Source organism: Paenibacillus amylolyticus, assembly GCF_036894225.1.
In the GTDB taxonomy this organism is placed as follows: domain Bacteria; phylum Bacillota; class Bacilli; order Paenibacillales; family Paenibacillaceae; genus Paenibacillus; species Paenibacillus amylolyticus.
The window spans coordinates 2060921-2083148 of record NZ_CP145892.1; the positions used below are offsets into that span (position 1 = coordinate 2060921).

Consider the following 22228-nt stretch of genomic DNA (forward strand, 5'->3'; position numbering starts at 1 on the left):
CATTGATTACGCGGCACAGTTTGGCCTGTCGGTAATTAAGTATATTCACGGGCGAGGACGATATGTGATGAGAGTGGATATAAAATGATACAATTACGCAAGTTCACCTCAGAGGTAAGGTGAGTCGTAAGAACAGAACTGCACCATATTTTACAGAAATAGTGAACAAGTGTGATATCCTTCCTTTACAATAGGAGAAAGACATCGATCTGGCATCTAATAGAGGTTGTTCAAAAAGTCCACTTAGACTTGTTGAACTCGCACTAATATAGATGCATGTAAAGGAAGGATTCATGTGAATAAAAAGGCGATCAAGGCTTGGATTATGTACGATTGGGCTAACTCGGCTTACGCGACAACAGTACTGGCCGCAGTACTGCCTGTATTCTATGCTTCGGTGGCTGCAGCAACACTGGATACGGACACCGCCGCCTCCTACCTGGCCTATACACACTCCATTGGCATGTTGTGCGTAGCTCTGCTAACGCCGTTGCTAGGCACACTAGCTGATTTGTCAGGACGGAAGGGCGACTTCCTGCGTGTATTTGCAATTATAGGCGTCCTTGCCACATTGGGATTCAGCGTAATCGGTGAAGGGGACTGGTTCCTTGCTTCCGCGTTGCTGGTCATATCTACGATTGGTTTTGCAGGTGGTAATACCTTTTACGATGCAATGCTGCCGGATCTGGTACCCGTGGAACGAAGGGACATGATATCATCCAAAGGTTATGCCTATGGTTATATTGGAGGAGGTTTGCTGCTTGCAGTGAACCTGCTGATGATTCAGCAACCGGGCTGGTTCGGGATGAGCAGTACACTGGCAGGCACAAGACTTGCTTTCATCACCGTCTCGTTGTGGTGGTTGCTGTTCTCGATACCGATCTTCCGCCATGCTCCGAGACGGCCTGCATCACCGGATCTGCCCGGAACGTGGACAGGGTACGTTGCGGTGGGCGTGCGCAGACTGCGGCAAACCTTTCGTCAGATGCGGCGTTTTCCCCAGTTAATCCGCATGTTGGTGGCTTTCTGGTTTTTTAATGACGGCATTAATACCATCATTCTAATGGCTACGATCTATGGGACAAGTATAGGCATAGGCACAGCCGACCTGATGCTCGCGCTACTGTTAACCCAGTTCATCGGGTTCCCGTGTACATTGTTACTGGGAGCATGGGCACAGCGTTGGGGAGCAAAGCAGGTATTAATCGTTAGCTTATCGGTCTACATATGTATTGTGATTCTCGGTTATTTCATGACACAAGCGATCCACTTCTATGTGCTCGCAGGGCTGGTTGGTGTCGTGCAGGGTGTGAGTCAATCCACAGCGCGTTCCCTGTTTAGCAATCTGATGCCAGCAGGCAGAACAGGAGAGTATTTTGGTTTTGTGAATATTACAGGCAAATTCTCTTCGATCTTTGGTCCATTTGTGTTTGGTTATGTTGGGCAGATCACGGGTTCCACACGTTGGGGTATTCTGTCGCTCATCTTCTTTTTCGTCGCGGGCATTGCTGTATTGTTAACCGTGAAGGTACAGAAGGGGATGCAGGATGTTACACGGGCAGATCAGGAAGAAGAGCGAAATAGGAGCGTTGGAGCTTCTGGGAAAAGTTCAGATGTAAGATTTACCTGATGGTTGTTCACCCGTTTTCATATTAAGTTTCTCAACGGATTACGTATGGCTTCAGGCATTGTTCCTCACAGAACATGTCTGGAGCTTATTCGCGTTTGTGCAATCAGAACATAATTGATCCATGAATAAGTGCTTAAATGACAGACAGCAGAATACAGTGAAAGAGTATCAATTTATGAAAAGGTGAAAATAAAAGATTGACATGATACATTTTGTATCATAGAGTAAAACTATAAATACATATTGTATCTGAGAGTTGTCGAATGTAATCATGTGTTTTGCTTCATTCCCGGGTGAACTTCCGACGGAATATTGCAAAATGCTGACCTATAGCGTGCATATTACTCGTTTTGCCAAACACAAAGGTAGAGTCTGGTCTATCCCAGCTACATATTTATACTAATGAACAGAGGAGAGGCTGCCATTGATCGATACTCAAGGTAACGGACTTGTTTTCTTACTATGTGTTCCCCGCAGTGGTAGTTCATTATCCACCGTAATGCTGCAAAATCATAGTCGTATATTTGCCACCCAGGAAATGTGGTTTCTGATGAATCTTGTCGATTTACCCAAGGCTGATTCACGTGCTTACGGTGGCAGCTCCATCATGCGCCAGTTCTACAATGCCATGGTATCTGAGGATGTCTTCGAGAAGGCGTGCAGAAGTTTTGCTCTTGAAATCTACAATGGATTCCTGGAGGGGAGCGGAGCAGACTTCATCGTTGATAAATCTCCACGGTACTATTACATGCTGGAATGGCTGGATCGTCTGTTCCCTCAGTCCAAGCGTATTCATCTCCAGCGTAATCCTCTGGCCGTAGCTGCATCATTCAAAAAGGTAAACCGCCACACAGGAGAAGGATTCGACCTGATTCATAGTCTGCAGAGCCCCAAATTAAATATGAAATCCGTAGATCTCACACTTGGGATGCTCCGCTTGAATGATTATTTTGCCAAACCCCATTCCAATGCGTATGAATTGCAATATGAACGATTGGTTTCCAATCCTCAGGAAGAACTTGAGAAACTATGCGCGTTTCTGGGAATTCGATATGAACAGGGAATGGAGCAGTATGGACAGTTTCTGGACAGTGCCAAGTCTGACATGTTCTACAGTATGGGCGTGGGTGATCCTTTCCTCTCTTCGCATCAAGAGGCACATAAGGGTTCTGTTAACAACTGGAAAAACATATTAGAACCACATGAAGTTGAACTGTATTGCCGTGTGATGGGGGCAGATCTGTTCCACCAGATGGGATACAGTGAACAGCTCGCAGAAGCCGAACAATGGACGGGTGTACATTATGATGCAAGTCCGGATCAGGAGGTCATTGACCGAATCACGCATCAGTTGACAGCAGCGACCGGTTGCCAGTGGCAACCACAATACCGAATGCAACCGGCAGATTCTGTCGTTCATGATCCGGTTGGGAATCTTAATGACCCAGTTGTCGAAGAACCGGAAAAGACAGACCCGACGCTAGCTGCACTGGTAACGATCAGACAGCTGCAAGCCGCATTACGTGCAGCAGATCATCGTCTGGAACGGGGTTACAGTGAGCGAGAACGCTTGAAAGTCCAGCTGGCTTCTGCTCAAAGCAAAATACAGCGTATCAAATCATGGGTACCATTTGGTCATCAGATCAGCGCATGGGCTTCACAGCGCAAGATTCTACGGGGAGGCAAGTCATGAGCGCCATAGCAGGAATTGTTCACAACGATGGTCAGCAGGCGCTATGGGAAGACAGCTGGCGTCTGTACGCAAGCCTGGGGCATGTCCCTGCGGATACAACAGGAGTGTGGAAAGGCAATGAGGCGTTCCTCAGCTGTCATGCCCAATGGATTACACCGGAATCGGTTAGCGAGAAGTTGCCTTTATATGATGAGGAAAGTGGTCTGACCATCACGGCAGATGCCATTCTGGATAACCGGGAACAACTGGCAGATCAATTACAAATATCTAGAGCTGAACTGGCTATGTTGGCGGATAGTGAATTGATCTTGCGTGCCTATCAGCGCTGGGGAGACGATGTAGCCGTCCGATTGCTGGGGGATTTTGTATTCGCGATATGGGATGAGCGGAATCGAAAACTGTATGCAGCGAGAGACATTACAGGCATGAGAGCTTTTTATTACCGACATGATGGTTCACGTTTTGCTTTCTGCACACTGATGAATCCGTTGCTCGGGCTTGAAGGGGTACATAAAGAACTTGATGAGACCTGGCTGTCCGAATTCCTTGCCATTCCTGACATGCATGATTCAGCAGATATCAATTCAACTGTATATCGGGGAATAAGCCAGCTGCCTTCTGCACATACACTTGTCTTCCGGGATGGGAGACTGGAGCTGAAGCAATATCATCGCTGGAATGAAGTGGAACCTCTAAGGCTTAAATCCGATGGCGAGTATGTAGAAGCGTTTAGGGAGGTCTTTGGGCAGGCGGTTGGATCACGATTGCGAACGCACAGACAGGTGGCTGCTGCATTAAGTGGCGGACTGGACTCGGGAGCCGTGGTTGGTTTTGCTTCCGGAACACTGAGAAGTCAGGGCAAACGGCTGCAGGCCTATAGTTATGTTCCCGTACCCGATTTCACAGATTATACGTCGAAAACGTTGCTCGCAGACGAACGGCCCTTCATACGTTCCACGATTAATCATGTCGGCAATATCACAGAGAACTACCTCGATTTTGAAGGCAGAAGTCCACTCAGTGAAGTAGATACCTGGCTCGACATTATGGAAATGCCCTATAAATACTTTGAAAATTCATTCTGGATTCGCGGATTCTATGAAAAAGCGAGCCAGCAAGATGCAGGCATCCTGCTCACAGGGGCACGTGGTAATTTCACCATCTCCTGGGGACCGGCTCTGGATTATTACGCCAGTCTACTGAAAAGTGGCCGCTGGTACCGCTGGTTCCGTGAGATGCAGCAGTATAGTGAACGAACGGGCATGCCTTTCTCACGTATAGCCAAGATCACCGGGAAAAAGGCATATCCGGATTGGTTCAAGGCTCAGTCCAAAGGAGCCAGCCAGGCCGCATCCGTACAATTGATCCATCCTGACTTTGCGCAGAGAACGGGTGTACTGGAAAGACTCAAATCCATTATTGTTCTGCAGGGCGGTGCCCAGGCTGATGCACTCAAAGTACGTGCCGAGAAATTTAATAACCTGGCCATTGCCAACAAAAACGGTGCTGTAGCTACGAAATGTTCTCTGCGTTACCGCGCTTGGGAACGTGATCCGACAAGTGATGCCAGAGTCATCCGGTTCTGTCTGTCCGTTCCGATTGAACAATATGTGAAACAAGGGACGGATCGTTCATTGATTCGCCGGGCTACTTCACCGGAGTTGCCTGACAAGGTCAGACTGAATCAGCGGGTACGGGGTGTGCAGCCTGCAGATTGGTTACATCGTATCATTCCGAATTGGGATGCCTTTACCGCTGAGTTACGTGCTTTGTGTTCTGACAGCAAGGTCGCTGGCATATTAAACACGGAGCGTATCAAATCCGCCCTGGCCAACTTTCCAAGTCCGAGACCAGAGCTTGCTTCACATCCAGATCTGCGATTGATGATGCATAGTCTGATCGTCTATCGGTTCATTCGGAAATTCTGATATAGCCCGGTGAACTGTGGGCCCGGATTTTTCTTACAATTGACTCATGATAGGAGGTGAATACGATGCAAATGGAAAAAAAGGAATGGCAATCACCAGCACTGGAAATATTGGAAGTCAACCAAACAATGGCGGGCACAGGTTACAAACATATCGACTGGGTTACGGTTCACGATGCGGATCTCTACGGAACAAGTTAGAAAGCTTTACCATATGCCATCATACTTAGAAGTGCGAAAAGGAGGTGAATACGATGCAAATGGAAAAAAAGGAATGGCAAGCACCAGCTCTTGAAGTGTTGGAAGTCAATCAAACAATGGCCGGTACTGGCTACAGACAAATTGACTGGATCACGGTTCACGATGCGGATCTGTACGATCCAACTTCCTAAGTTGTTTAGTTTTATGAAGTGTCATCATACTTAAAGGGCGGAAATGCAACAAATCCAGCTTTTCGCCTCCGCCCTTATATTGAGCAACATGAATATAAGGGCTTTTTTTTACATTTTATTACGAAGGAGGCGTCGTTCATTGTTGCCTGTGCATTATGTGGCGTATGGTCTGCGCTGGTCGAGCCAAATTCGAATGCCTGAACTACAGATCGCACCCAAGGATGCGGAGACTGATTTTGATGTCGTGGATGTGCACATCGAGTCTTCAGATCTGACCCCATTGTGGGAGGATTGGGATGTAGGCAACGACAACTTTGTGGCACGAGAGGGCAGTCTTTTTTTCAAAATCGAAGATACAGGTCTGTTTCTAATGGAGCATGGAAAGCGTATCGTTGTATCCCCTCAGCCAGGAGCGGATGAGAAAAAGGTCAGATTATTCATCCTGGGCACCTGTATGGCGGTCATTATGATGCAGCGTGGTATTCTTCCATTGCATGGTAGTGCAGTGGTTATTGATGGCTGGGCTTACGCATTTGTCGGACATTCGGGGGCAGGCAAATCGACACTGTCGGCCGCACTGGCATCACGCGGATATCCGCTTCTCACCGATGATGTTGTTGCACTGACCTGGGATGCTGGAGGAAGAGCTATTGTATCACCTGGTTACCCGCAACAGAAGTTATGGCAACCCAGTCTGGACGGCTTCGGCATGAAGGAACAGGATTATGCAACGGTTCACGCAGAGATTACAAAGTATGCGATACCTGTTCAGCACTATTTTCATGAGATGGCCGTACCATTAGGTGGAATATTTGAACTTGCTCCACAACCGGAGGAAAACCATACATCTGTTCAACTGGTTGAAGTGACGGGGCTGGAACGACTGCATCTGTTATGCTCGCATACGTTCCGTGGTGGACTCGTTGCAAGACAAGGGCTGGCACAGTGGCTGTTCGAGACGGCTTCAAGACTTTCAGCAAGTGTGGAGATTGGCAGATTGGTCAGAACGGGTGCTGAGTTTACAGCATTTGAGATGGTGGAGCGGATCACAGATCATATACGCAAAGGAGTGCATACAGGACAATGACAGCGACTACGCCGATGAATGTGGAAGACCGGGTAACCCGGAAGGAAGGCAATCTGGTCAGTGATATGGGCAGTGAGAAAGTCATGATGAGCATTAGCTCTGGAAAATACTATAATCTCGGGAGTACCGGTGGACGAATCTGGGACCTGATCGCAGAAGAACGCACGCTGGGTGAAGTTGTTGAGGTACTTGCTGCGGAGTATGAGATTGAGCCAGATGTTTGTCGTGAGCAGGTGGTGCAATTCCTGGAACATCTGTCCCGTGAAGGTTTAATCGACGTTACTCGCGGAGTGTAGAATGATGTTGCGAAAAATAAAGGCTTATCTCTCGCTCCCGCGGTCGATGCGTCGACTGGTATGGGAGGCCTATATCCTCCTTGGCTGGGCACGCATACAGAAGGCTATGCCATTTGCCAAAATCGCGCCAGGGCTGGGTACGCCTATGGTAGAAACACCGATGACAGGACTCGAACGCAGCGAGGTCATCACTATACGGAATATTTCCAAAGCAATTTCGCTCGCCAGCAAATATACGTTATGGGAAAGCCGCTGCCTTGTAATGGCGATTGCCGGGATGAAGATGCTTGAGCGACGCAAGATAGAGAGTACGTTATATATGGGGACTGCACGGAATAAGCAAGGACATATGATGGCTCATGCCTGGCTGCGAAGTGGTAAATTGATCGTGACCGGAGCTGATACTATGGACCAATATACGGTTGTCGGTGTGTTTGGCAAACGGTGTCCGGAGAAGGGATCTGGGGAGATTGTCTATGATACATGAAAGTGAACTCTATTCATCAGGGTTTCCGAAGGAGCTTAAGCTGATTTTGAGCATGATTAGAGGTGATCTGACGGCTCTATCCCCTGAAGAACTCAAGGCGGGTTTGCAAGGAACCGATTGGCAACTTTTTCTGCGACTTGTCTATCATCACCGCTTATACTCTGTCCTTTATGTGAAAATGAAAGAATTCAACTCTGCAATCATTCCTGCAGATGTTATGGAGAGTCTGAGACAACAATATACGGCCAATACGTTCCGCATGTTACATCTGACAGCTGAAATGGAGCAGGTGTGTGGAGCTTTTCGTGAACGCGGTATCCGCAATATTACACTAAAGGGACCAGCGCTCGCCCATGATCTCTATGGCGATGTATCGATGCGAACCTCCAAAGACCTGGATATCCTGATTCCGTTTGATGATGTGGAAGCGGCTGAAGGCATTCTAACTACCCTCGGATATGTATCCAAGGAAGGGGAGCGGGCACCTACGGTGCGCAGCTGGAAATGGCGGGAACATCATATCTGTTACACCCATCCGGTCAAAAGGACTCAAGTGGAGATCCATTGGCGCCTGAACCCGGATTCGGGCAAAGAAACCGATTTTGAATTGCTGTGGAAACGCAGCCGGTTCAGTTCATACACACAGACACCTGTCCGTATGCTCGAACAAGAAGACCTATGGGCCTATCTCGTAACTCATGGTGCACGACACGGCTGGTTCAGACTGCGCTGGTTACTGGATATCGACCAGATGATCCGCAGCATGCCACTTGATGTGAAGAAATTAGAGAGACGTCTGAAAGCCGAGGGACGTTTATCCATTGGTTCACAGGCTCTTTATCTGGCCTCGGAGCTGCTGAATACGCCGCTGGATGTAGAGTACAGGTCCTTGATGTCCTTGAGTGACCGTACAGGCAAGCGATTAGCCAACGAAGGCGCAAAGTTCATGAACGACATGCTGGAAAGTCCGGCTGATATGAAGTCTTATCAATCGTATTTGTTTAAACTTCGAAGTACAAAACAGAAATGGTTTTTCTTTATTGAACGTTTATATCCAAGTACATGGGATGTGGATCAATTGCCGCTTCCGCGTTCTTTGTTTTTTCTGTACTTTCCGTTACGTCCGTTTCTCTGGTTCTGGCGGCGAATTAAAAGGTATACGGTGACGGAAAGGGGTAAAGTATGATCTCGGAATTAAGGTATTTCATGCGAAAGTTGCATCATGTCACGGGGCCCATTTTATATTGGAATCTGCTAGGGATGATCTGTATCAGTCTCATGGAAGGGATCGGTATCTACATGCTTGTTCCGATGCTGAGTCTGATTGGCATATTTGAGATGGGCTCCACAGGCTTAAACATTCCCTGGCTTGGCGACGTGTTGAATCGTTTTTCTGAAAATAGCCAATTGTTACTCGTATTGTTCACCTTTGTGTTGATTGTCTCCGGACAGGCCTGGATGCAGCGTCTCCAGACGATCCGTAATACTCGAATCCAACAGCAATTTGTACGAACGCTGCGCATGGAAACCTATGGTGCTATTATTATGGCGCAATGGTCATTTTTTCTCCAAAAACGAAAATCCGATTTTAACCATATATTAACGACTGAACTTGCACGTGTGAGCCAGGGAACGAGCATTATGCTGCAAATGGCAGCCTCTCTGATCTTTACGGGCATTCAGATCGGTCTTGCTTTCTGGTTATCCGCCAAGCTGACGGCACTTGTGCTGGTCTGTGGATTGTTATTATTTTTTGTCTTGAGAAAATTCGTCAAGCGGGCCAAGCAGATCGGGGATCAGACCTCTGAATTCTCGCAAAGTTATTATAACGGCATTACCGAGCATTTCAACGGCATTAAGGATATTAAGAGTAACATGCTTGAGCGCTCACACATGAACTGGTTTGAGCGCATGTGCAGACAGATAGAACGCAATGTCATTCAGTTTAGCCAATTGAACAGTGGAACACAGCTGATTCACCGGATGTCCGCGGCAATCATTATTGCGGCATTCATCTATCTTTCTCTCCGTGTAATGACGGTGCCTCCAGCAAGTCTGCTGCTCATCATCCTAATCTTTTCCCGATTATGGCCAAGGTTTACGGCAATTCAGTCCAATCTGGAGTACATCAGCTCCATGCTGCCTGCATTTCGGGTAGTCAGAGAACTGCAAGCGCAGACGGCGAAGAGTCGTGAGATTAGTGAAGAGATTGCTTCGGCAGGAGACGTTGGAACTGATGGGATTCAACCTATGGAACTGAAGGAATCTATTACCTGTGAGGATGTCTGCTATCGCTATGAGGGAAGTGATATGTACTCATTGCGAAATGTGCAAGCTTCGATTCCAGCAAGGGGTATGACCGCGATTGTGGGGAAATCCGGAGCAGGCAAAAGCACGCTGATAGATCTGATTATGGGCCTCGTAAGGCCTGAAACTGGTCGTATTTTGATTGACGGTGTGCCTCTGTCAGAAGAACGATTATTGAGCTGGCGAAGTTCCATCGGATATGTCTCCCAGGATCCATTCCTGTTTCACACAAGTATTCGTGAGAATCTGCGTCTGGTTGATCCAAATGCAAGTGAAGAACAGATGTGGCAGGCTTTGCAATTTTCCTCCTCTGCGGCATTTGTACGGAAGCTGCCTCAGGGTCTGGATACGATTATTGGTGATCGGGGTATTCGGCTATCCGGGGGTGAACGTCAGCGATTGGTGCTTGCCCGGGCTATGCTGCGTAATCCTTCTGTATTGGTACTGGATGAAGCAACGAGTGCGTTGGACAGTGAGAATGAACAGTACATTCATGAGGCGCTGGAACGGTTAAAAGGACATGTGACCATTATCGTGATTGCACACCGATTGTCCACGATTCGGACGGCAGATCGTGTAATTGTACTTGATGAAGGTCGGGTGATTCAAGAGGGCGGGTACCAGCAGTTATCTACTGATCCGGTAGGGACGTTCAGCAAACTTTTGAACATGCAAGCAGGTGTTGTGGGGCAGTAAAGGGTATGACATAACGTAAAGAGGCGCGCCACGAGGGGCGCGCCTCTTATGTAGGTGGATCGTATAATGAGCAAGAATTAATGAACGAGGGCTGTTTTCGTAGGAAGCGGCAGTTGAAGAGCACCAATCTGCTCCAAATGCTGTACGATCTCTTGCACAGCTTCCTCAATGGACCATTGCTCTGTATCGATGATAAATGAAGGAGATTTGGGTACATCATAGGGGGCGGAAATGCCTGTGAAATGCGGGATGTCACCATTGCGGGCTTTTTTGTATAGACCCTTGGGATCACGCCGCTCACATTCTTGGATTGAACAGCGCACATAGATTTCAATGAAATCATCTGGTTCAAATAACTGTCTAACCATCTCCCGATCCTGTTCATGAGGAGAGATAAAAGCCGAAAGTACAAACAACCCGGCATCAACCATTAACTTCGATACTTCACCAATTCGCCGCAGATTTTCTTGACGATCCCCTGCTGTAAAACCGAGATCACGGTTCAGGCCATGACGTATATTATCCCCGTCCAGAACATAACAGCGTACGCCTTGATCGTAGAGATACTGCTCCAGGGCAAATGCAAGGGATGACTTTCCTGCACCTGATAACCCGGTAAACCATATGGCACGACTATGGTGCCTATTATGCTTCTCCCGGTCTTGCCTGTTGATGCTGGATGATTGCCAGGTTATGTTGCGCTCTTCCTTCGACATGAGTATCCCGCCTTTTCCCTACCATGATATGTATAATATTTTAACATATTTACAAGATTATAGCACCTTACAGATTTCTTCAAAATAAGCGTGAATCGACAAAATATCGGGTATAGATGTAGTACATACATAAGCATTATGCATATATCCAAGGAGTATTTTGAATCGAATGATGCAAAATGCTCACATAGCAGGAGGAACAATGTCATGAACAAAAACATACAAAACATACAAGTTGGGTTCAAATGCCATGATTGCCAGCAGGATATCCGCGCTGAATTTATAGATGAACAGGTCAGCACGGTTCGTTGTAAAGGTTGTGACAGAGCGTATACACTTTTGAAGCCAACCATCGGTGATGAGATTCTACTGGATTGGGAGCAGGAGGCTTTGTATCACAAGCTGAGGGCAGAGCGGTCTGAACTGGATAATCACAATATGTCGGCCTTGATTATCAAAGTTATCGAGTTGCTTACATGGCGTGATCGGGGAGATGGACAGACCCGTGCCATACAGACCGTGAGGGAATGGCTTGCTTCCAGTGGCAAACCTCAGACCTTACTTGAATTGTTCCATCAATCTCCGCCACTACCTGAAAATAAACGTTTCGATCGTTAATGATTTACATACATTAGCCGTTCCTGTGGCATATTACCTGAAGGTGTTCGTGTGTGCAAACGACTAACCGAATTTTTCAGGAACAGGAGCGGATAGAATGAAGCGAATGGTTCTATATATACTGTTGGGACTGTTATCCATCAGTATGGTACCGGCACAGACTGAAGCATCACCGGTTACCGGAGCGTATCACTTTGGCTTCAAAAAAAGTCAAAACGGTCAACTGCCCTCCATTGATCAGGAAGGCTTTAAATCAATCTTACAACATAACGATGCCATTTTCCTGGGGGATACAAAACAGAAGGAATTGTATCTCACGTTTGATAACGGGTATGAGAATGGATTCACACCTGCCATTCTGGATGTTTTGCGTACCAAGAAGGTGCCAGCTGCTTTCTTTGTGACAGGTCATTATCTGAAAGATCAGCCTGAGTTGGTCAAACGTATGGCGGCTGAAGGTCATATTGTCGGTAATCATTCATGGAGTCATCCGGATATGACCCGCATCTCCAATGAAAAGCTTAGAGAGGAACTTGAGAAGGTCAAGACGGAGGTCAATCGGCTGACCGGTCAACAAGCGACCTTTTTACGGCCACCGCGTGGAATTTTTAACAATCGTACGCTTGCAGAGAGTCATGCCCAAGGGTATGTGAATGTGTTCTGGTCTGTTGCTTATAAAGATTGGGATACCAATGTGCAGCGTGGCGCACAATATGCTCATCAACAGGTGTTGAAACAACTCCATCCGGGCGCTGTCATTTTGCTTCATTCGGTATCCAAAGATAACACGGAGGCTCTTGGTTCCATTATTGATGAGGCCCGCAAGCAAGGATACGCATTCAAAAGTCTGGATGATCTGCGGACCAAAAGTTATTGATCCATTATCATAATGAGCAATGGACCAAATGTAGGTCATTCAAAAGTTTAGCAAAAATATTAAAGGGCATCCTGAGCGATTAAGCTCGGAATGCCCTTTTTAGTTATAACGTTATGCCAGTCCAAGTATTGGATGTACCACATACAGATCCAGAAGAAAGGATTGGATTGGGTAATACGATACGATGTAAAGTGTAATACTATAAAACAGTATTATAGATGATTCCAATCGTTTTCGGGCCGCAATGACTGCATACTACACAACCAGCAGTGGTTAGTTCAACTCGGGCACCCGTCTGTTTCTGCAAAGACTTCTGCAAGTCAAGCGCATCCTCTTCAGCCATGGTGTGCACAACAATCAGCAGGTCTGGATCGATCTGATCCTTCTGGCTGAGCGTATTATTCAGCATTTGTTCCAGAGCTTTCTCCCGTTTGCCGCGCACTTTATAGGCAGGTGCCATCTTGCCATCTGTTACCCGGATGACAGGACGAATCTTCAACAGGCTTCCAATCAGGTTCTGCATGCCCGAACAGCGTCCGCCTTTATGCAGATACTCTAGTGTATCGATAACAAACTCCGTGCGTACATTTGATTTCATCGCCTCAATCAGGTGTGTAATCTGAGTCAGGTTTTGTCCTTTATCAGCAGCATGAACAGCTTTCATCACCATCAGTGCAATTCCTGATGAGAGATTCTGTGAGTCAATGACCGATATTCGACCTTCCGGGAACTCGGAACTCGCTAGTCGTGCATTTTGATAGGTAGAGGAAAGTTCAGAAGATAAGCTGATATATAAAATCTCATCCCCTTGATCTATGTAAGGTTGAAATGCCGTTATGAAATCAGCGGGGGAAGGTGCAGCTGTTTTGGGAAGACGCCCATCTTGGCTAACACGTTCATATAGCTGTTCAGGCTTAATCTCAGCACCGTCTTTCAGTGATTCTTCACCAAACACGACATATAAGGGGATGATACCGATATCGTGCTGCTGGATCCATTCTGGAGCCAGATCACTTGTGCTGTCCGCAAAAATTTTGATTCGTGACATGTCAATCTCCTTTGAAAACAATGATTTTGGCAAAAAAATATAGATTATACTTATGTGTAAACCCATTCATTTTAATTATAAGGAAACATGACGCTGATGCAAAGCGTTACATCAGCGTCATGCCCACCAAGATAAGTCCAACGAATAACAGAATCATGATCCCATTTAATATGGTTCCGATAATGGCAAAAACTTTCTTTCGATTCTTGAGGACAAGACCAATAATTCCGACGATGCCTCCGGCCAGATTGAGAATCAGGCAGACCAGGATGGCTAATGAAGCCAGAGCCACTGCTGGATGCAAGGCGATCTCTTCTGTCTGCAACGGGGTTAGAACTCCGATGGACTCGTTTACAGCCATGGTGGCAATAAAGAATATCAGAATATAACCCAAGATTGCAACCAACCCAATGACAAAGCTGGCGATCCCAGGTCCGGAATGTTTCAGTGGTGCCATTGGTTGCCTCTCATGATCTGGCGGGTATGCTTCATACCCATTGTTATTGTATGGATCTGCACGGCCAGGATTCTGATCCGTGTTGTTATAACCTGAATTATAGGAATCGCGATTATCCATAATGTTGACTTGCCTCCCTTAATCATCGTACTGAATGTTATTAACCTAATCGATGAGTAATGATTCTCCTTTTAAAATACAACGATTACATACCTGTTTACTTTTCCATAATTATCGATAAAAATCAAGGATTTACGCCAGTTTTCTACGATATTTAGGGTAGGGATAGGTTTAGTAAGTATAAACAGACATATGATCTATGAAGCTCCACCCCGACTGGTAAAGGAGGAGTGGATTCGCTACAATAATAGGAGTGAAGTGTAGTTGAATTAAGGGAGAGAACTTATATGCAACGAAGATGGATGATGCTTGGAGCTGTAATGACCATGCTATCGGTGGCGATTGGTGCGTTTGGTGCTCACATGCTCAAGGATACGATTGGGCCGGCGGCCATAGCTACATATGAGACAGGTGTGCAATATCACATGATTCATGCATTGGCTTTGCTCATTATTGGTTTGACGGCTGGTCAACTTGGAGCATCGACAAAACTGAAGTGGGCAGCGCGTCTGTTGTTTATCGGAATTATTGTGTTCTCGGGCAGCTTGTATGTGCTTAGTATTTCTGGCATCAAGATTCTGGGCGCCATCACACCGATTGGTGGGGTAGCCTTCATTGCCGGATGGTTGTTATTGGCATTAGATGTATGGCAGCGAGGTAAGGATCGCTCCTGATGGGTCCAAACAAATCCCGGAGGGTTCAATTCTACATGAACCATAGAACTAAAAAAGCAACTTGCGTTAGAATGTACCGTCATTCTAACGCAAGTTGCTTTTTGTTTTAATCCGATGAAGTTAGTTACAGGAACTCATCGATTTCATTGGTTCGGAACGTATACACCTGTTTTTCATCGACATGGTAGATGCTCACAATACTGGTATCACGATCAAAATTCAGAATACGGCAAGGAATGCTCTGATGTTTACCGTTCTTGTTATTGACAACAATACGGGTGAGTTTATTCTCTTTAATGAGTGTGTCAATCCACGCATCAAACGAGTTTCCATCGGATACATTGGATGTTTGGGTGGCAGGCTTTATCTCGCTAACCGGTTGTTCTTGTAGATTCTGTGTTTTGACTGGAGCAGGTGAGGCAGGTGTCTGAGCTGCAGTGGACGCCTTCTGTGCTGCGTTGGCTTTTTTGCGTTCGTTGTGAAGTGTGACGAAAGAGTCCTTCTTGGACTGGAGTGTCGCTTCAATAATTTTGCCTAGCTCTATGCCGGATTGAATCCGAAAGTCCGCAATTTGTTCTTCATTGTTTATGAACTCCAACAGGGACTGCAGTGCCAATGCATTTGAGCGGCTCTTAATAAGTATATCGACATTAAATAAAAAGCCGATGTCCTCTTGATTGGATAAGGTTTCTTTCATTCATCCCAGCCCCGTTAAAAATTATGTCAGCTCAAAAAAACGCTTCAATTCACTATATCATTAAAAAGGAAATTATCATAGTGCTAGAGACGCAGAAATATGCCGATTCGAGATGAATCTAGTCCCGGAGTGCCCCTTAAATTCTCTCCAGAATAGAACAAATATTCTTCTTTTTTCATCCCCTGATCGTCCTGTTTGCCTGCGCCAGTCGTGCGGGTCTCCTCTATAATTTATTTAATCAGGACAGGAAGCAACAGGGGGAATCGGGAATGGGCAATGCATATCAGGATCGATTGAGATACGTTTATAAAATTACATCTTCCAGAATTAGAAAAGCGGATTATGATCTGCATCTTACTTATCAAGAAGCGACAGTAAATGGAGAAGTAGCATCTATTGGGAGTCATCAGGTGTTTCGTTTTATAGATCGTATTCGAGGCTACAAGGATAGAGAGGCAGATCTGGCTAGAATCAAGTTGGAAATGCAGCAGTTAAAAACCTTGAAAACCAATGCTGAACATAAAAGAACAATGAAGAAATTGCATGAAGAACTGAAAAATCTGAAGTTTGCCGATGATTACCTGCTGGTAGTCATTGAAAATAATAAAGACTATGATCGGCTGAATTCATCGAAAGCTTTCTCCATCAACGGCAAGAAATACAAGCGGTTATTGGCTACGACAGGTGGAGCCAAAAGTTCGACGGTCATTTATGTGAGTGAGGATATTCATCCGCTGTTAGAGAAAAGATTGAACAACGGCAGAGATCCCAATAAAGAGCTGGTTCCTGCCAAACTGGAGGCGTATAAGGCCTTGGCTTGCAGTACAAGCACGCCTGTGTCACATCCCGAGCGGGTATTGGTTGTTCATGATTGTATAACTGAATTTGGCGCAGACATAATTCAGATTGATGATACCGAGACAGAATACCCTCGCATAGAGAGTAGGAAAAATGAGCCTATTCAGATGAACATGAGTGATGGGTTCGGTCTTATCTCTCCTGCACTTAGTGAACGATGGGCAATCGAGCTGGGACATAAATATATCCCGAGTGGATTTTGTATTCGCAATAGCTTCTGTAAAGGTATGGTCTTTACATTTGATTATCACGAATTTGCTGATCGAGTTGCAGGTAATTATATGGTGGACGATGCCTGGGGTAATCCTGTGGATATTCGAGAGATAGACCTGATCATCACAACGTCTATGCTCAAACTATGGAGCTCATACAACAGTATCGACGATTACCTGTTATGTTGCGGTTATTATGGCTACACGTTTAGCGTAACGAAGGTTACACCTGAAGAGCTCGAGGACGAGCGTCATTTAAACTACCAGTTTATTCAGTCGCTCCAATTGGATGATAATGAGATTGGTGAACTTATTCGGCCTACGGTAGACTCGATTAAAAATGTGCTAGGTGAAGACTATCGCAAGGCACTGTTATTTCTCAAAGGAATTCACATCCATGAGAACGATTATAGAAATAGTCCAGATGATTATATTAAAGGGCTGATGGTAGACCCGCGACTTATAGATGATCCTTTTGTGCGCAACAAAATTCATACCTTATTACGTAAGCGAATGAATGAAGCCAAGATCGGAGTTCTAAGAGTGAAAGGCAATTTCAGCATTATATCTGGCGATCCCTATACATTGTGTCAGAGCATTTTTGGCTTGCCTTTAACAGGATTGCTGAGCTCGGGTGAGTTCTACTCCAGCTATTGGAATGAACGCCATGTGGACCGCGTAGCTTGCTTCAGAGCTCCGATGACTTGTCATAACAATATTAAGGTGCTTCGTTTTCAAAATACAGATGAGATGCAGCATTGGTATCGCTATATGAACACGGTCACGATCTTAAATTCATGGGATACGACGACACATTCCTTAAATGGTGCAGATATGGATAGTGATCAGGTCTTAACTACAGACAACCACACAATTCTTGGGGCAATTCAGGAGCTTGATGCGATTGTATGTGTACAGAAAACCTCAGCCCATAAAATTCCGGATGAGAAGGATCTGATTCAGGCTAACAAAGACAGCTTTGGTGATCTGATCGGTTTTACAACGAACAAAATCACGTCGATGTTTGATGTATTAGCCAATTATGAGGAGCATAGTGCAGGATATCAGGAAATGATGTACCGAATTCAATGTGGTCAGCATTATCAACAAAATGCCATTGATCAGGCTAAAGGTATTGAATGTAAAAAAATGCCGAAGCACTGGTATGATATTCGCGCTACGGTAACCGACGAGTCTGCCTTGAAAATGGTAGCACACAAGAAACCTTATTTTTTCATATACAATGACCCGGAACAGAAAAAAGAATATACCACCTATGTAGAAAAAACGAGTCAGAAGTGCTTGCAGTTATTTGGCATGACTGTGGATGAGTTGTATTCGAATAAGGAGCTATCTCCGGATCAGGAACAGTTCCTGGCACAGTATGAACAGAGAATGCCTGTATCCACAGCACCATCTGTGATGAACCGGTTATGTCATCAAGTGGAAGACGAGTTCAACAAGTTAAAGTTAAAACAGACCGCAAGTTCGTTTGATCATACGATATTGATGAGTACCAAAAAATACTCACAAGCTCGTTATAAAGAGATTCAACGTTTATATCAGATGCATAACGAAGAGCTACGTAGCTATATGACTAACTTGCGCAAGAGTAAGGTGAAAAAGGAAGAAAGATCTGCCCGATGGCAGTTGTTTGTTTCACGCTTTAAGGAGCAGGCGCTGGAGATCTGTAATAACGAAGAAGATCTGTGCAATATGATTGTGGACATGTGTTATCGAAATGCGGAGAAATCAAAGCAATTTGTATGGGATGTGTCAGGAGATCAGATTATTCGCAATCTATTGGTTAGCAATGATCACATCATTCATTATCCGGTTAGAGACCGGGACGGCGATATTGAGTACGCGGGAAAAACCTTTAAAATGACCCAAATGCATGTGAAGGAGTAGCGCCCTTGAAAATCATTCTGAATGAACGTCATCATGCCGAGCAAGCAATTGCACATGGGAAAATGGATAAGAAGCCAACCAAAACGTTGATTTGTTTAGCTAAATACGGGCTTCAACAAGGGAAGAACGCCGAAGATGCATATGCGTTGTTAAATCAGTTTATGACCAAGTATTATCCAGACTACAATGCTGTCCAGTGGGATACATTTCTCAATCGTATCATTAAGCAGTCTCAGAAGTATATCAAGATAAGGGAGGAGGCAAGCAAGAGCACGCTAATCGAGATTGATCATGTACTTGTAACGCACGAAGAACTTCAAAAGATCAAACAACTTAAAAGTAAACGACTCGAGAAATTGGCCTTTGTTTTACTGGTCTACAGCAAGATTAATAATCGAATCAATGAAAATGATACGTACTGGATTAATAATGAATGGAAAGAAATCTACGGTGATAGTCAAATGGCCGTAAGCAAAAAAGATCAGGGGTTATTGGTGCACAAACTTATTCAGTTAGGGTATCTCAAAGAAAGTCAACGTGTCGATTCGACTAACGTACAGGTTTTGTTCGCTGCGGAGCATGGTGAGGTTGCCTTCCAGTTAGTTCGCTTCGATGACTTTGTGTTGGAGTATTCTCGCTGGAAAGGAGAAAACATCAAAAATTGTACCGTATGCGGAAAACGAATGCTGGCAAAATCGAATCGAATGAAATACTGCAAGGAGTGCAAAAAAGCTGGCATTAGTCTCATTAGAAAACCTCTCTAAAGCCAGACACAGCAATGCTGTGCATGGTTGTTCAAGAATTTCTTTAATGATAAGCCAGGGACAGGTTTCCTAGTTAAGGGGGAGGTATCAACTTGGAAGCCGTCTTATAAAGAAAATACGCTACATAACGCTTAGGTAGGTGAATTATGTCAAATGGGATAACTTTAGCACATGTAGAGTCTTTAATTAGAGAAGCGGTGAAACATAGCGGTCCGGGGCAGCCAGGAGATCCTGGCGAAACTGAACTCGCTATCAAGCGGGCACTGGAGGCTGCTGGCGAAGCCTTACAGGCTGCCGGAAAAGCAAAAGAGGCTTATCAGACGACTCGACTTGTGTACCAGAGTCCGGTTGCTGATTTTGAGGAGTTAAGTATGCAATACCCTTCTCCTGAAATAGGCTGGACGGTGCAGACGTATAAGGATGGTAAAAGATATCGTTTTGATGGACAGACATGGGTAGAGATTGATGTATTTGGTCAAAACCTTCAGGTGGTTAATTCCGATATGGATGGGCTCATGAGTACAGCTGAACACCTGAAATTAAATGAGATTCCGTTGGAAGTACAGGATCGGGTTATAGTCTTTTGCAAAGAATCACGGGTGTACCCGGAAGTACTGGGGATTTTAGCCCCCTTTCCATTCGATGGCGAGATTTTACATGTAAAGGGCTACTGTGGAGTTTCTGGAGATACCGCGACTGAAATAAGAATTGAACGATCCAAGGATCTCATTCACTGGCAGGATGTGATGGGGAGTCCACTGAAATTTGAAGCATTTCAACATCAAGATGATGGTGAGGCTACATTTGAGGTGAGAAAAGTGGAGGCTGGAGATATCTTCAGAATCAACATCATCGAAGCCGGTTCAAACACTCAACATCTTACGATTCAATTAACGATCAGAACATAAAAAAGGAGATGGATTATAATGACACAACCAATTATTACATGGATGGACGCAACACATAGTAAGGAGATTGTAGCACCGTTTGATTATGGTGTTATTGATGCAGATACCAAAAGTGAAATTCGTATTTTTAATGTGTGGAACAACAAAGGTGGTGCGACGGATGTGTCAAAAATGGAGGATTGCACTTTTACAACGCGGGATATGGACGGGGGCACTGGTGATACGGAGGCTCATGATGTAGAAGTGGTGAAGAATAACTGGTTCCACGTTCAGGTTGATTCCTTGGGGGAGACAGACCTGGAAGAAGAAAGTTCACGTATTGGTAAGGATTTTTCCAAACCCATCGGAACAACAGGCAAGACAACCAAAGATCATACGGGAACCGCTTATGCAACACCATTTGCACCGGGACCGAAAGAAATCCTGGGCGTTAGTAACAATGGAAATCCTCAAGATGCGGCTGGTAACTATGTAACGCTATCCATTCAATGTGTAGTACCGCTGAACGCGAAAAGTGGCAAGCAACAGTTCAAGAAACGTATCTCTTATCGTTACGTGTAAAAAAAGAAACAGTTATGGGACAGGCTATTGCAGCCTGTCCTTTTTATTAAAAGGGGGGAAGTTCTGTGATTCTAGGTAATACACAATTTACGCGCTCACCTGTATCTCAAGCTTATGTATGGATTGCTGATTACTATGATGGTACTTATTTAAGCGAATTCGATTTGCAGACACAACAATCAAACAGTTTTTATAAAATTAACAAGGAAAAGTTGGTCTCTTTTGGATTGATTGGGCAAGGATCTCACGTGTATCACAACGTTGCCAACGGTGTATTTCATATTAATGCGGATCGGTACTCTATATCATACGTATGTGAAGAACAAGAATACCCGCTAACGGGTAGGACCTTTCTATACAGTGACATCATTCAATTTAAGAATGTTTCTTCAGATGTGAATATGAGTGGACATTCAGGTAATGGGAGTTCGGGGGCTTTCCATAATACGATTGAATGTTTTAACTTCGGTTACAAAAAAATGATGAATTTGAACGATGTGCAGATTAACTTTCAATGTGTGTGTTCCCTGCCGTTGAAAGAAACTGCGTTTCTCCAAATTAAAATTACCTCAGATCAGGACCTGCCTGGGCAATTAGTTATTCGTAAAAATGGCTTTGTCATAGATCAAATCGTAGCCCCTCTGAAGGCAAATCATGCAGGGATCATAAACTGGGACATTCGTTGAGTTGGATTTTGAGATGAGATAGGTGGTGAGAGTATGGCGATTCAAGAAATAGCACTGGATATAGATCTATCTATAGGTGTTTTCAAAGATACGATATATCAGGCCCAGAAGTTGAAATTAAGAGAGTTGAGCCAGGATGCGGACGGGAATTCAATCTATCCAGCTAATGGGTCTTGGGAGTCCACTCCCATTCGGATTCAGGATAAGATTGCTTCATTTAAAGGTGTGGCTGCAAAGGTAGATGTAGTAGGGGGAGCATCATACAAGATCTATTGGAGTACATCTGAGGATGGCTTTGAGTGGGGGGCGTATGAGGAAATTTTAGCAGATGTGACTGCTACTAAAGCTCCTGCAAAGTATATGAAGGTGAAAATTGAGATTGTTGCTGAGAAAGAATATTCGAATTTCTACATAGACGAATTTAATCAGAAGGGGAAATACAGTAATCCCTTTATTGAAAGTGAATCTGGTTCACTAGGCTTAAAGAAAATATATCAATTGAACATGGAACGAGCATCGGACACTCCAGCAGGGATAGTGCTACGTCAGAAGGTTGAAAATACGAAATTTCAAAAAGTAGATGGAATCAGAGTGAGTAAGGGGTGA

23 protein-coding genes are annotated in these 22228 nt (G+C 45.0%); 19 read left to right on the forward strand and 4 right to left on the reverse strand.

Going from position 1 to position 22228, the window contains the following annotated elements:
* Positions 1–295 precede the first annotated feature (295 nt).
* The 10 genes from V6668_RS09385 (at position 296) to V6668_RS09430 (ending at position 10515) form a co-directional block, all read left to right on the forward strand.
* Positions 296–1630, forward strand: coding sequence for an MFS transporter (locus V6668_RS09385; RefSeq protein WP_338708238.1), 1335 nt, complete (start codon positions 296–298; stop codon positions 1628–1630).
* Between the two features lie 424 nt (positions 1631–2054).
* Positions 2055–3323, forward strand: a complete 1269-nt coding sequence (locus V6668_RS09390) for a sulfotransferase (RefSeq protein ID WP_338708239.1) — start codon at positions 2055–2057, stop codon at positions 3321–3323.
* Positions 3320–5251, forward strand: a complete 1932-nt coding sequence (locus V6668_RS09395; RefSeq protein ID WP_036609989.1) for an asparagine synthase-related protein — start codon at positions 3320–3322, stop codon at positions 5249–5251. The genes V6668_RS09390 and V6668_RS09395 overlap by 4 nt, the downstream gene beginning before the upstream one ends.
* A 71-nt stretch (positions 5252–5322) precedes the next feature.
* A complete protein-coding gene (locus V6668_RS09400) occupies positions 5323–5451 on the forward strand; it encodes a paeninodin family lasso peptide (protein ID WP_422395273.1) in 129 nt (42 codons plus the stop codon).
* Between the two features lie 53 nt (positions 5452–5504).
* Positions 5505–5642: a paeninodin family lasso peptide gene (locus V6668_RS09405; protein ID WP_174806426.1), complete on the forward strand. Its 138-nt coding sequence runs from the start codon at positions 5505–5507 to the stop codon at positions 5640–5642.
* A 139-nt stretch (positions 5643–5781) separates the two neighbouring features.
* Positions 5782–6729, forward strand: coding sequence for an aldolase (locus V6668_RS09410; RefSeq protein WP_338708242.1), 948 nt, complete (start codon positions 5782–5784; stop codon positions 6727–6729).
* Complete coding sequence (locus V6668_RS09415) at positions 6726–7025, forward strand: lasso peptide biosynthesis PqqD family chaperone (protein WP_017689560.1); 300 nt, start codon at positions 6726–6728, stop codon at positions 7023–7025. Before V6668_RS09410 ends, V6668_RS09415 begins: the two co-directional genes overlap by 4 nt.
* Before the next feature lie 4 nt (positions 7026–7029).
* Positions 7030–7512 carry a lasso peptide biosynthesis B2 protein gene (locus V6668_RS09420; RefSeq protein WP_017689559.1) on the forward strand — a complete coding sequence of 161 codons (483 nt, stop codon included), beginning with the start codon at positions 7030–7032 and terminating at the stop codon, positions 7510–7512.
* A 52-nt stretch (positions 7513–7564) separates the two neighbouring features.
* Entirely contained in the window at positions 7565–8698 is a 1134-nt protein-coding gene (locus V6668_RS09425) for a nucleotidyltransferase family protein (protein WP_338708918.1), read from the forward strand.
* The gene (locus V6668_RS09430; protein WP_338708919.1) at positions 8698–10515 is read left to right on the forward strand and encodes an ABC transporter ATP-binding protein; all 1818 of its coding nucleotides are present in this window, start codon (positions 8698–8700) and stop codon (positions 10513–10515) included. The genes V6668_RS09425 and V6668_RS09430 overlap by 1 nt, the downstream gene beginning before the upstream one ends.
* 77 nt (positions 10516–10592) lie before the next feature.
* On the opposite strand, the gene cysC is transcribed toward V6668_RS09430, so the two are convergent.
* Complete coding sequence (gene cysC, locus V6668_RS09435; RefSeq protein ID WP_338708243.1) at positions 10593–11231, reverse strand: adenylyl-sulfate kinase; 639 nt, start codon at positions 11229–11231, stop codon at positions 10593–10595.
* Positions 11232–11438: 207 nt separating this feature from the next.
* Between cysC and V6668_RS09440 the strand changes: the two genes are divergently transcribed.
* Positions 11439–11849: a hypothetical protein gene (locus V6668_RS09440; protein ID WP_338708244.1), complete on the forward strand. Its 411-nt coding sequence runs from the start codon at positions 11439–11441 to the stop codon at positions 11847–11849.
* Positions 11850–11946: 97 nt separating this feature from the next.
* Complete coding sequence (pdaA, locus tag V6668_RS09445) at positions 11947–12726, forward strand: delta-lactam-biosynthetic de-N-acetylase (RefSeq protein WP_036669871.1); 780 nt, start codon at positions 11947–11949, stop codon at positions 12724–12726.
* Between the two features lie 199 nt (positions 12727–12925).
* Here the strand turns inward: pdaA and V6668_RS09450 are convergent, their stop codons facing one another.
* The gene (locus tag V6668_RS09450) at positions 12926–13774 is read right to left on the reverse strand and encodes a DegV family protein (protein WP_338708245.1); all 849 of its coding nucleotides are present in this window, start codon (positions 13772–13774) and stop codon (positions 12926–12928) included.
* Between the two features lie 106 nt (positions 13775–13880).
* Positions 13881–14351, reverse strand: coding sequence for a hypothetical protein (locus V6668_RS09455; protein ID WP_282322101.1), 471 nt, complete (start codon positions 14349–14351; stop codon positions 13881–13883).
* 287 nt (positions 14352–14638) lie between these two features.
* On the opposite strand from V6668_RS09455, the gene V6668_RS09460 reads away from it, so the two are divergent.
* Positions 14639–15025: a DUF423 domain-containing protein gene (locus tag V6668_RS09460; protein WP_017689551.1), complete on the forward strand. Its 387-nt coding sequence runs from the start codon at positions 14639–14641 to the stop codon at positions 15023–15025.
* Between the two features lie 124 nt (positions 15026–15149).
* Here the strand turns inward: V6668_RS09460 and V6668_RS09465 are convergent, their stop codons facing one another.
* Positions 15150–15722, reverse strand: coding sequence for a hypothetical protein (locus V6668_RS09465; RefSeq protein ID WP_076252384.1), 573 nt, complete (start codon positions 15720–15722; stop codon positions 15150–15152).
* A gap of 269 nt (positions 15723–15991) precedes the next feature.
* Between V6668_RS09465 and V6668_RS09470 the strand changes: the two genes are divergently transcribed.
* From V6668_RS09470 to V6668_RS09495, 6 genes are all read left to right on the forward strand, one after another.
* Positions 15992–18703: a hypothetical protein gene (locus V6668_RS09470; RefSeq protein WP_338708246.1), complete on the forward strand. Its 2712-nt coding sequence runs from the start codon at positions 15992–15994 to the stop codon at positions 18701–18703.
* A 5-nt stretch (positions 18704–18708) separates the two neighbouring features.
* Positions 18709–19467 (forward strand): hypothetical protein, encoded by a 759-nt coding sequence (locus V6668_RS09475; protein ID WP_338708247.1) that lies wholly within the window; start codon positions 18709–18711, stop codon positions 19465–19467.
* A 146-nt stretch (positions 19468–19613) separates the two neighbouring features.
* The gene (locus tag V6668_RS09480; RefSeq protein ID WP_338708248.1) at positions 19614–20375 is read left to right on the forward strand and encodes a hypothetical protein; all 762 of its coding nucleotides are present in this window, start codon (positions 19614–19616) and stop codon (positions 20373–20375) included.
* Between the two features lie 18 nt (positions 20376–20393).
* Complete coding sequence (locus tag V6668_RS09485) at positions 20394–20936, forward strand: hypothetical protein (RefSeq protein ID WP_338708249.1); 543 nt, start codon at positions 20394–20396, stop codon at positions 20934–20936.
* 65 nt (positions 20937–21001) lie between these two features.
* Positions 21002–21622: a hypothetical protein gene (locus V6668_RS09490; protein ID WP_101313314.1), complete on the forward strand. Its 621-nt coding sequence runs from the start codon at positions 21002–21004 to the stop codon at positions 21620–21622.
* A gap of 33 nt (positions 21623–21655) precedes the next feature.
* A complete protein-coding gene (locus V6668_RS09495; protein WP_338708251.1) occupies positions 21656–22228 on the forward strand; it encodes a hypothetical protein in 573 nt (190 codons plus the stop codon).

What these genes read in the sequence shown, in the direction of transcription:
- V6668_RS09395 (WP_036609989.1), top strand. Translation starts at nt 3,320, where the DNA reads ATGAGCGCCATAGCAGGAATTGTTCACAACGATGGTCAGCAGGCGCTA.
- V6668_RS09440 (WP_338708244.1), top strand. Translation starts at nt 11,439, where the DNA reads ATGAACAAAAACATACAAAACATACAAGTTGGGTTCAAATGCCATGAT.
- V6668_RS09450 (WP_338708245.1), bottom strand. Translation starts at nt 13,774, where the DNA reads ATGTCACGAATCAAAATTTTTGCGGACAGCACAAGTGATCTGGCTCCA.
- V6668_RS09470 (WP_338708246.1), top strand. Translation starts at nt 15,992, where the DNA reads ATGGGCAATGCATATCAGGATCGATTGAGATACGTTTATAAAATTACA.
- V6668_RS09405 (WP_174806426.1), top strand. Translation starts at nt 5,505, where the DNA reads ATGCAAATGGAAAAAAAGGAATGGCAAGCACCAGCTCTTGAAGTGTTG.
- V6668_RS09460 (WP_017689551.1), top strand. Translation starts at nt 14,639, where the DNA reads ATGCAACGAAGATGGATGATGCTTGGAGCTGTAATGACCATGCTATCG.
- V6668_RS09425 (WP_338708918.1), top strand. Translation starts at nt 7,565, where the DNA reads ATGATTAGAGGTGATCTGACGGCTCTATCCCCTGAAGAACTCAAGGCG.
- V6668_RS09400 (WP_422395273.1), top strand. Translation starts at nt 5,323, where the DNA reads ATGGAAAAAAAGGAATGGCAATCACCAGCACTGGAAATATTGGAAGTC.
- cysC (WP_338708243.1), bottom strand. Translation starts at nt 11,231, where the DNA reads ATGTCGAAGGAAGAGCGCAACATAACCTGGCAATCATCCAGCATCAAC.
- V6668_RS09485 (WP_338708249.1), top strand. Translation starts at nt 20,394, where the DNA reads ATGACACAACCAATTATTACATGGATGGACGCAACACATAGTAAGGAG.
- V6668_RS09465 (WP_076252384.1), bottom strand. Translation starts at nt 15,722, where the DNA reads ATGAAAGAAACCTTATCCAATCAAGAGGACATCGGCTTTTTATTTAAT.
- V6668_RS09480 (WP_338708248.1), top strand. Translation starts at nt 19,614, where the DNA reads ATGTCAAATGGGATAACTTTAGCACATGTAGAGTCTTTAATTAGAGAA.
- V6668_RS09415 (WP_017689560.1), top strand. Translation starts at nt 6,726, where the DNA reads ATGACAGCGACTACGCCGATGAATGTGGAAGACCGGGTAACCCGGAAG.
- V6668_RS09420 (WP_017689559.1), top strand. Translation starts at nt 7,030, where the DNA reads ATGTTGCGAAAAATAAAGGCTTATCTCTCGCTCCCGCGGTCGATGCGT.
- pdaA (WP_036669871.1), top strand. Translation starts at nt 11,947, where the DNA reads ATGAAGCGAATGGTTCTATATATACTGTTGGGACTGTTATCCATCAGT.
- V6668_RS09455 (WP_282322101.1), bottom strand. Translation starts at nt 14,351, where the DNA reads ATGGATAATCGCGATTCCTATAATTCAGGTTATAACAACACGGATCAG.
- V6668_RS09495 (WP_338708251.1), top strand. Translation starts at nt 21,656, where the DNA reads ATGGCGATTCAAGAAATAGCACTGGATATAGATCTATCTATAGGTGTT.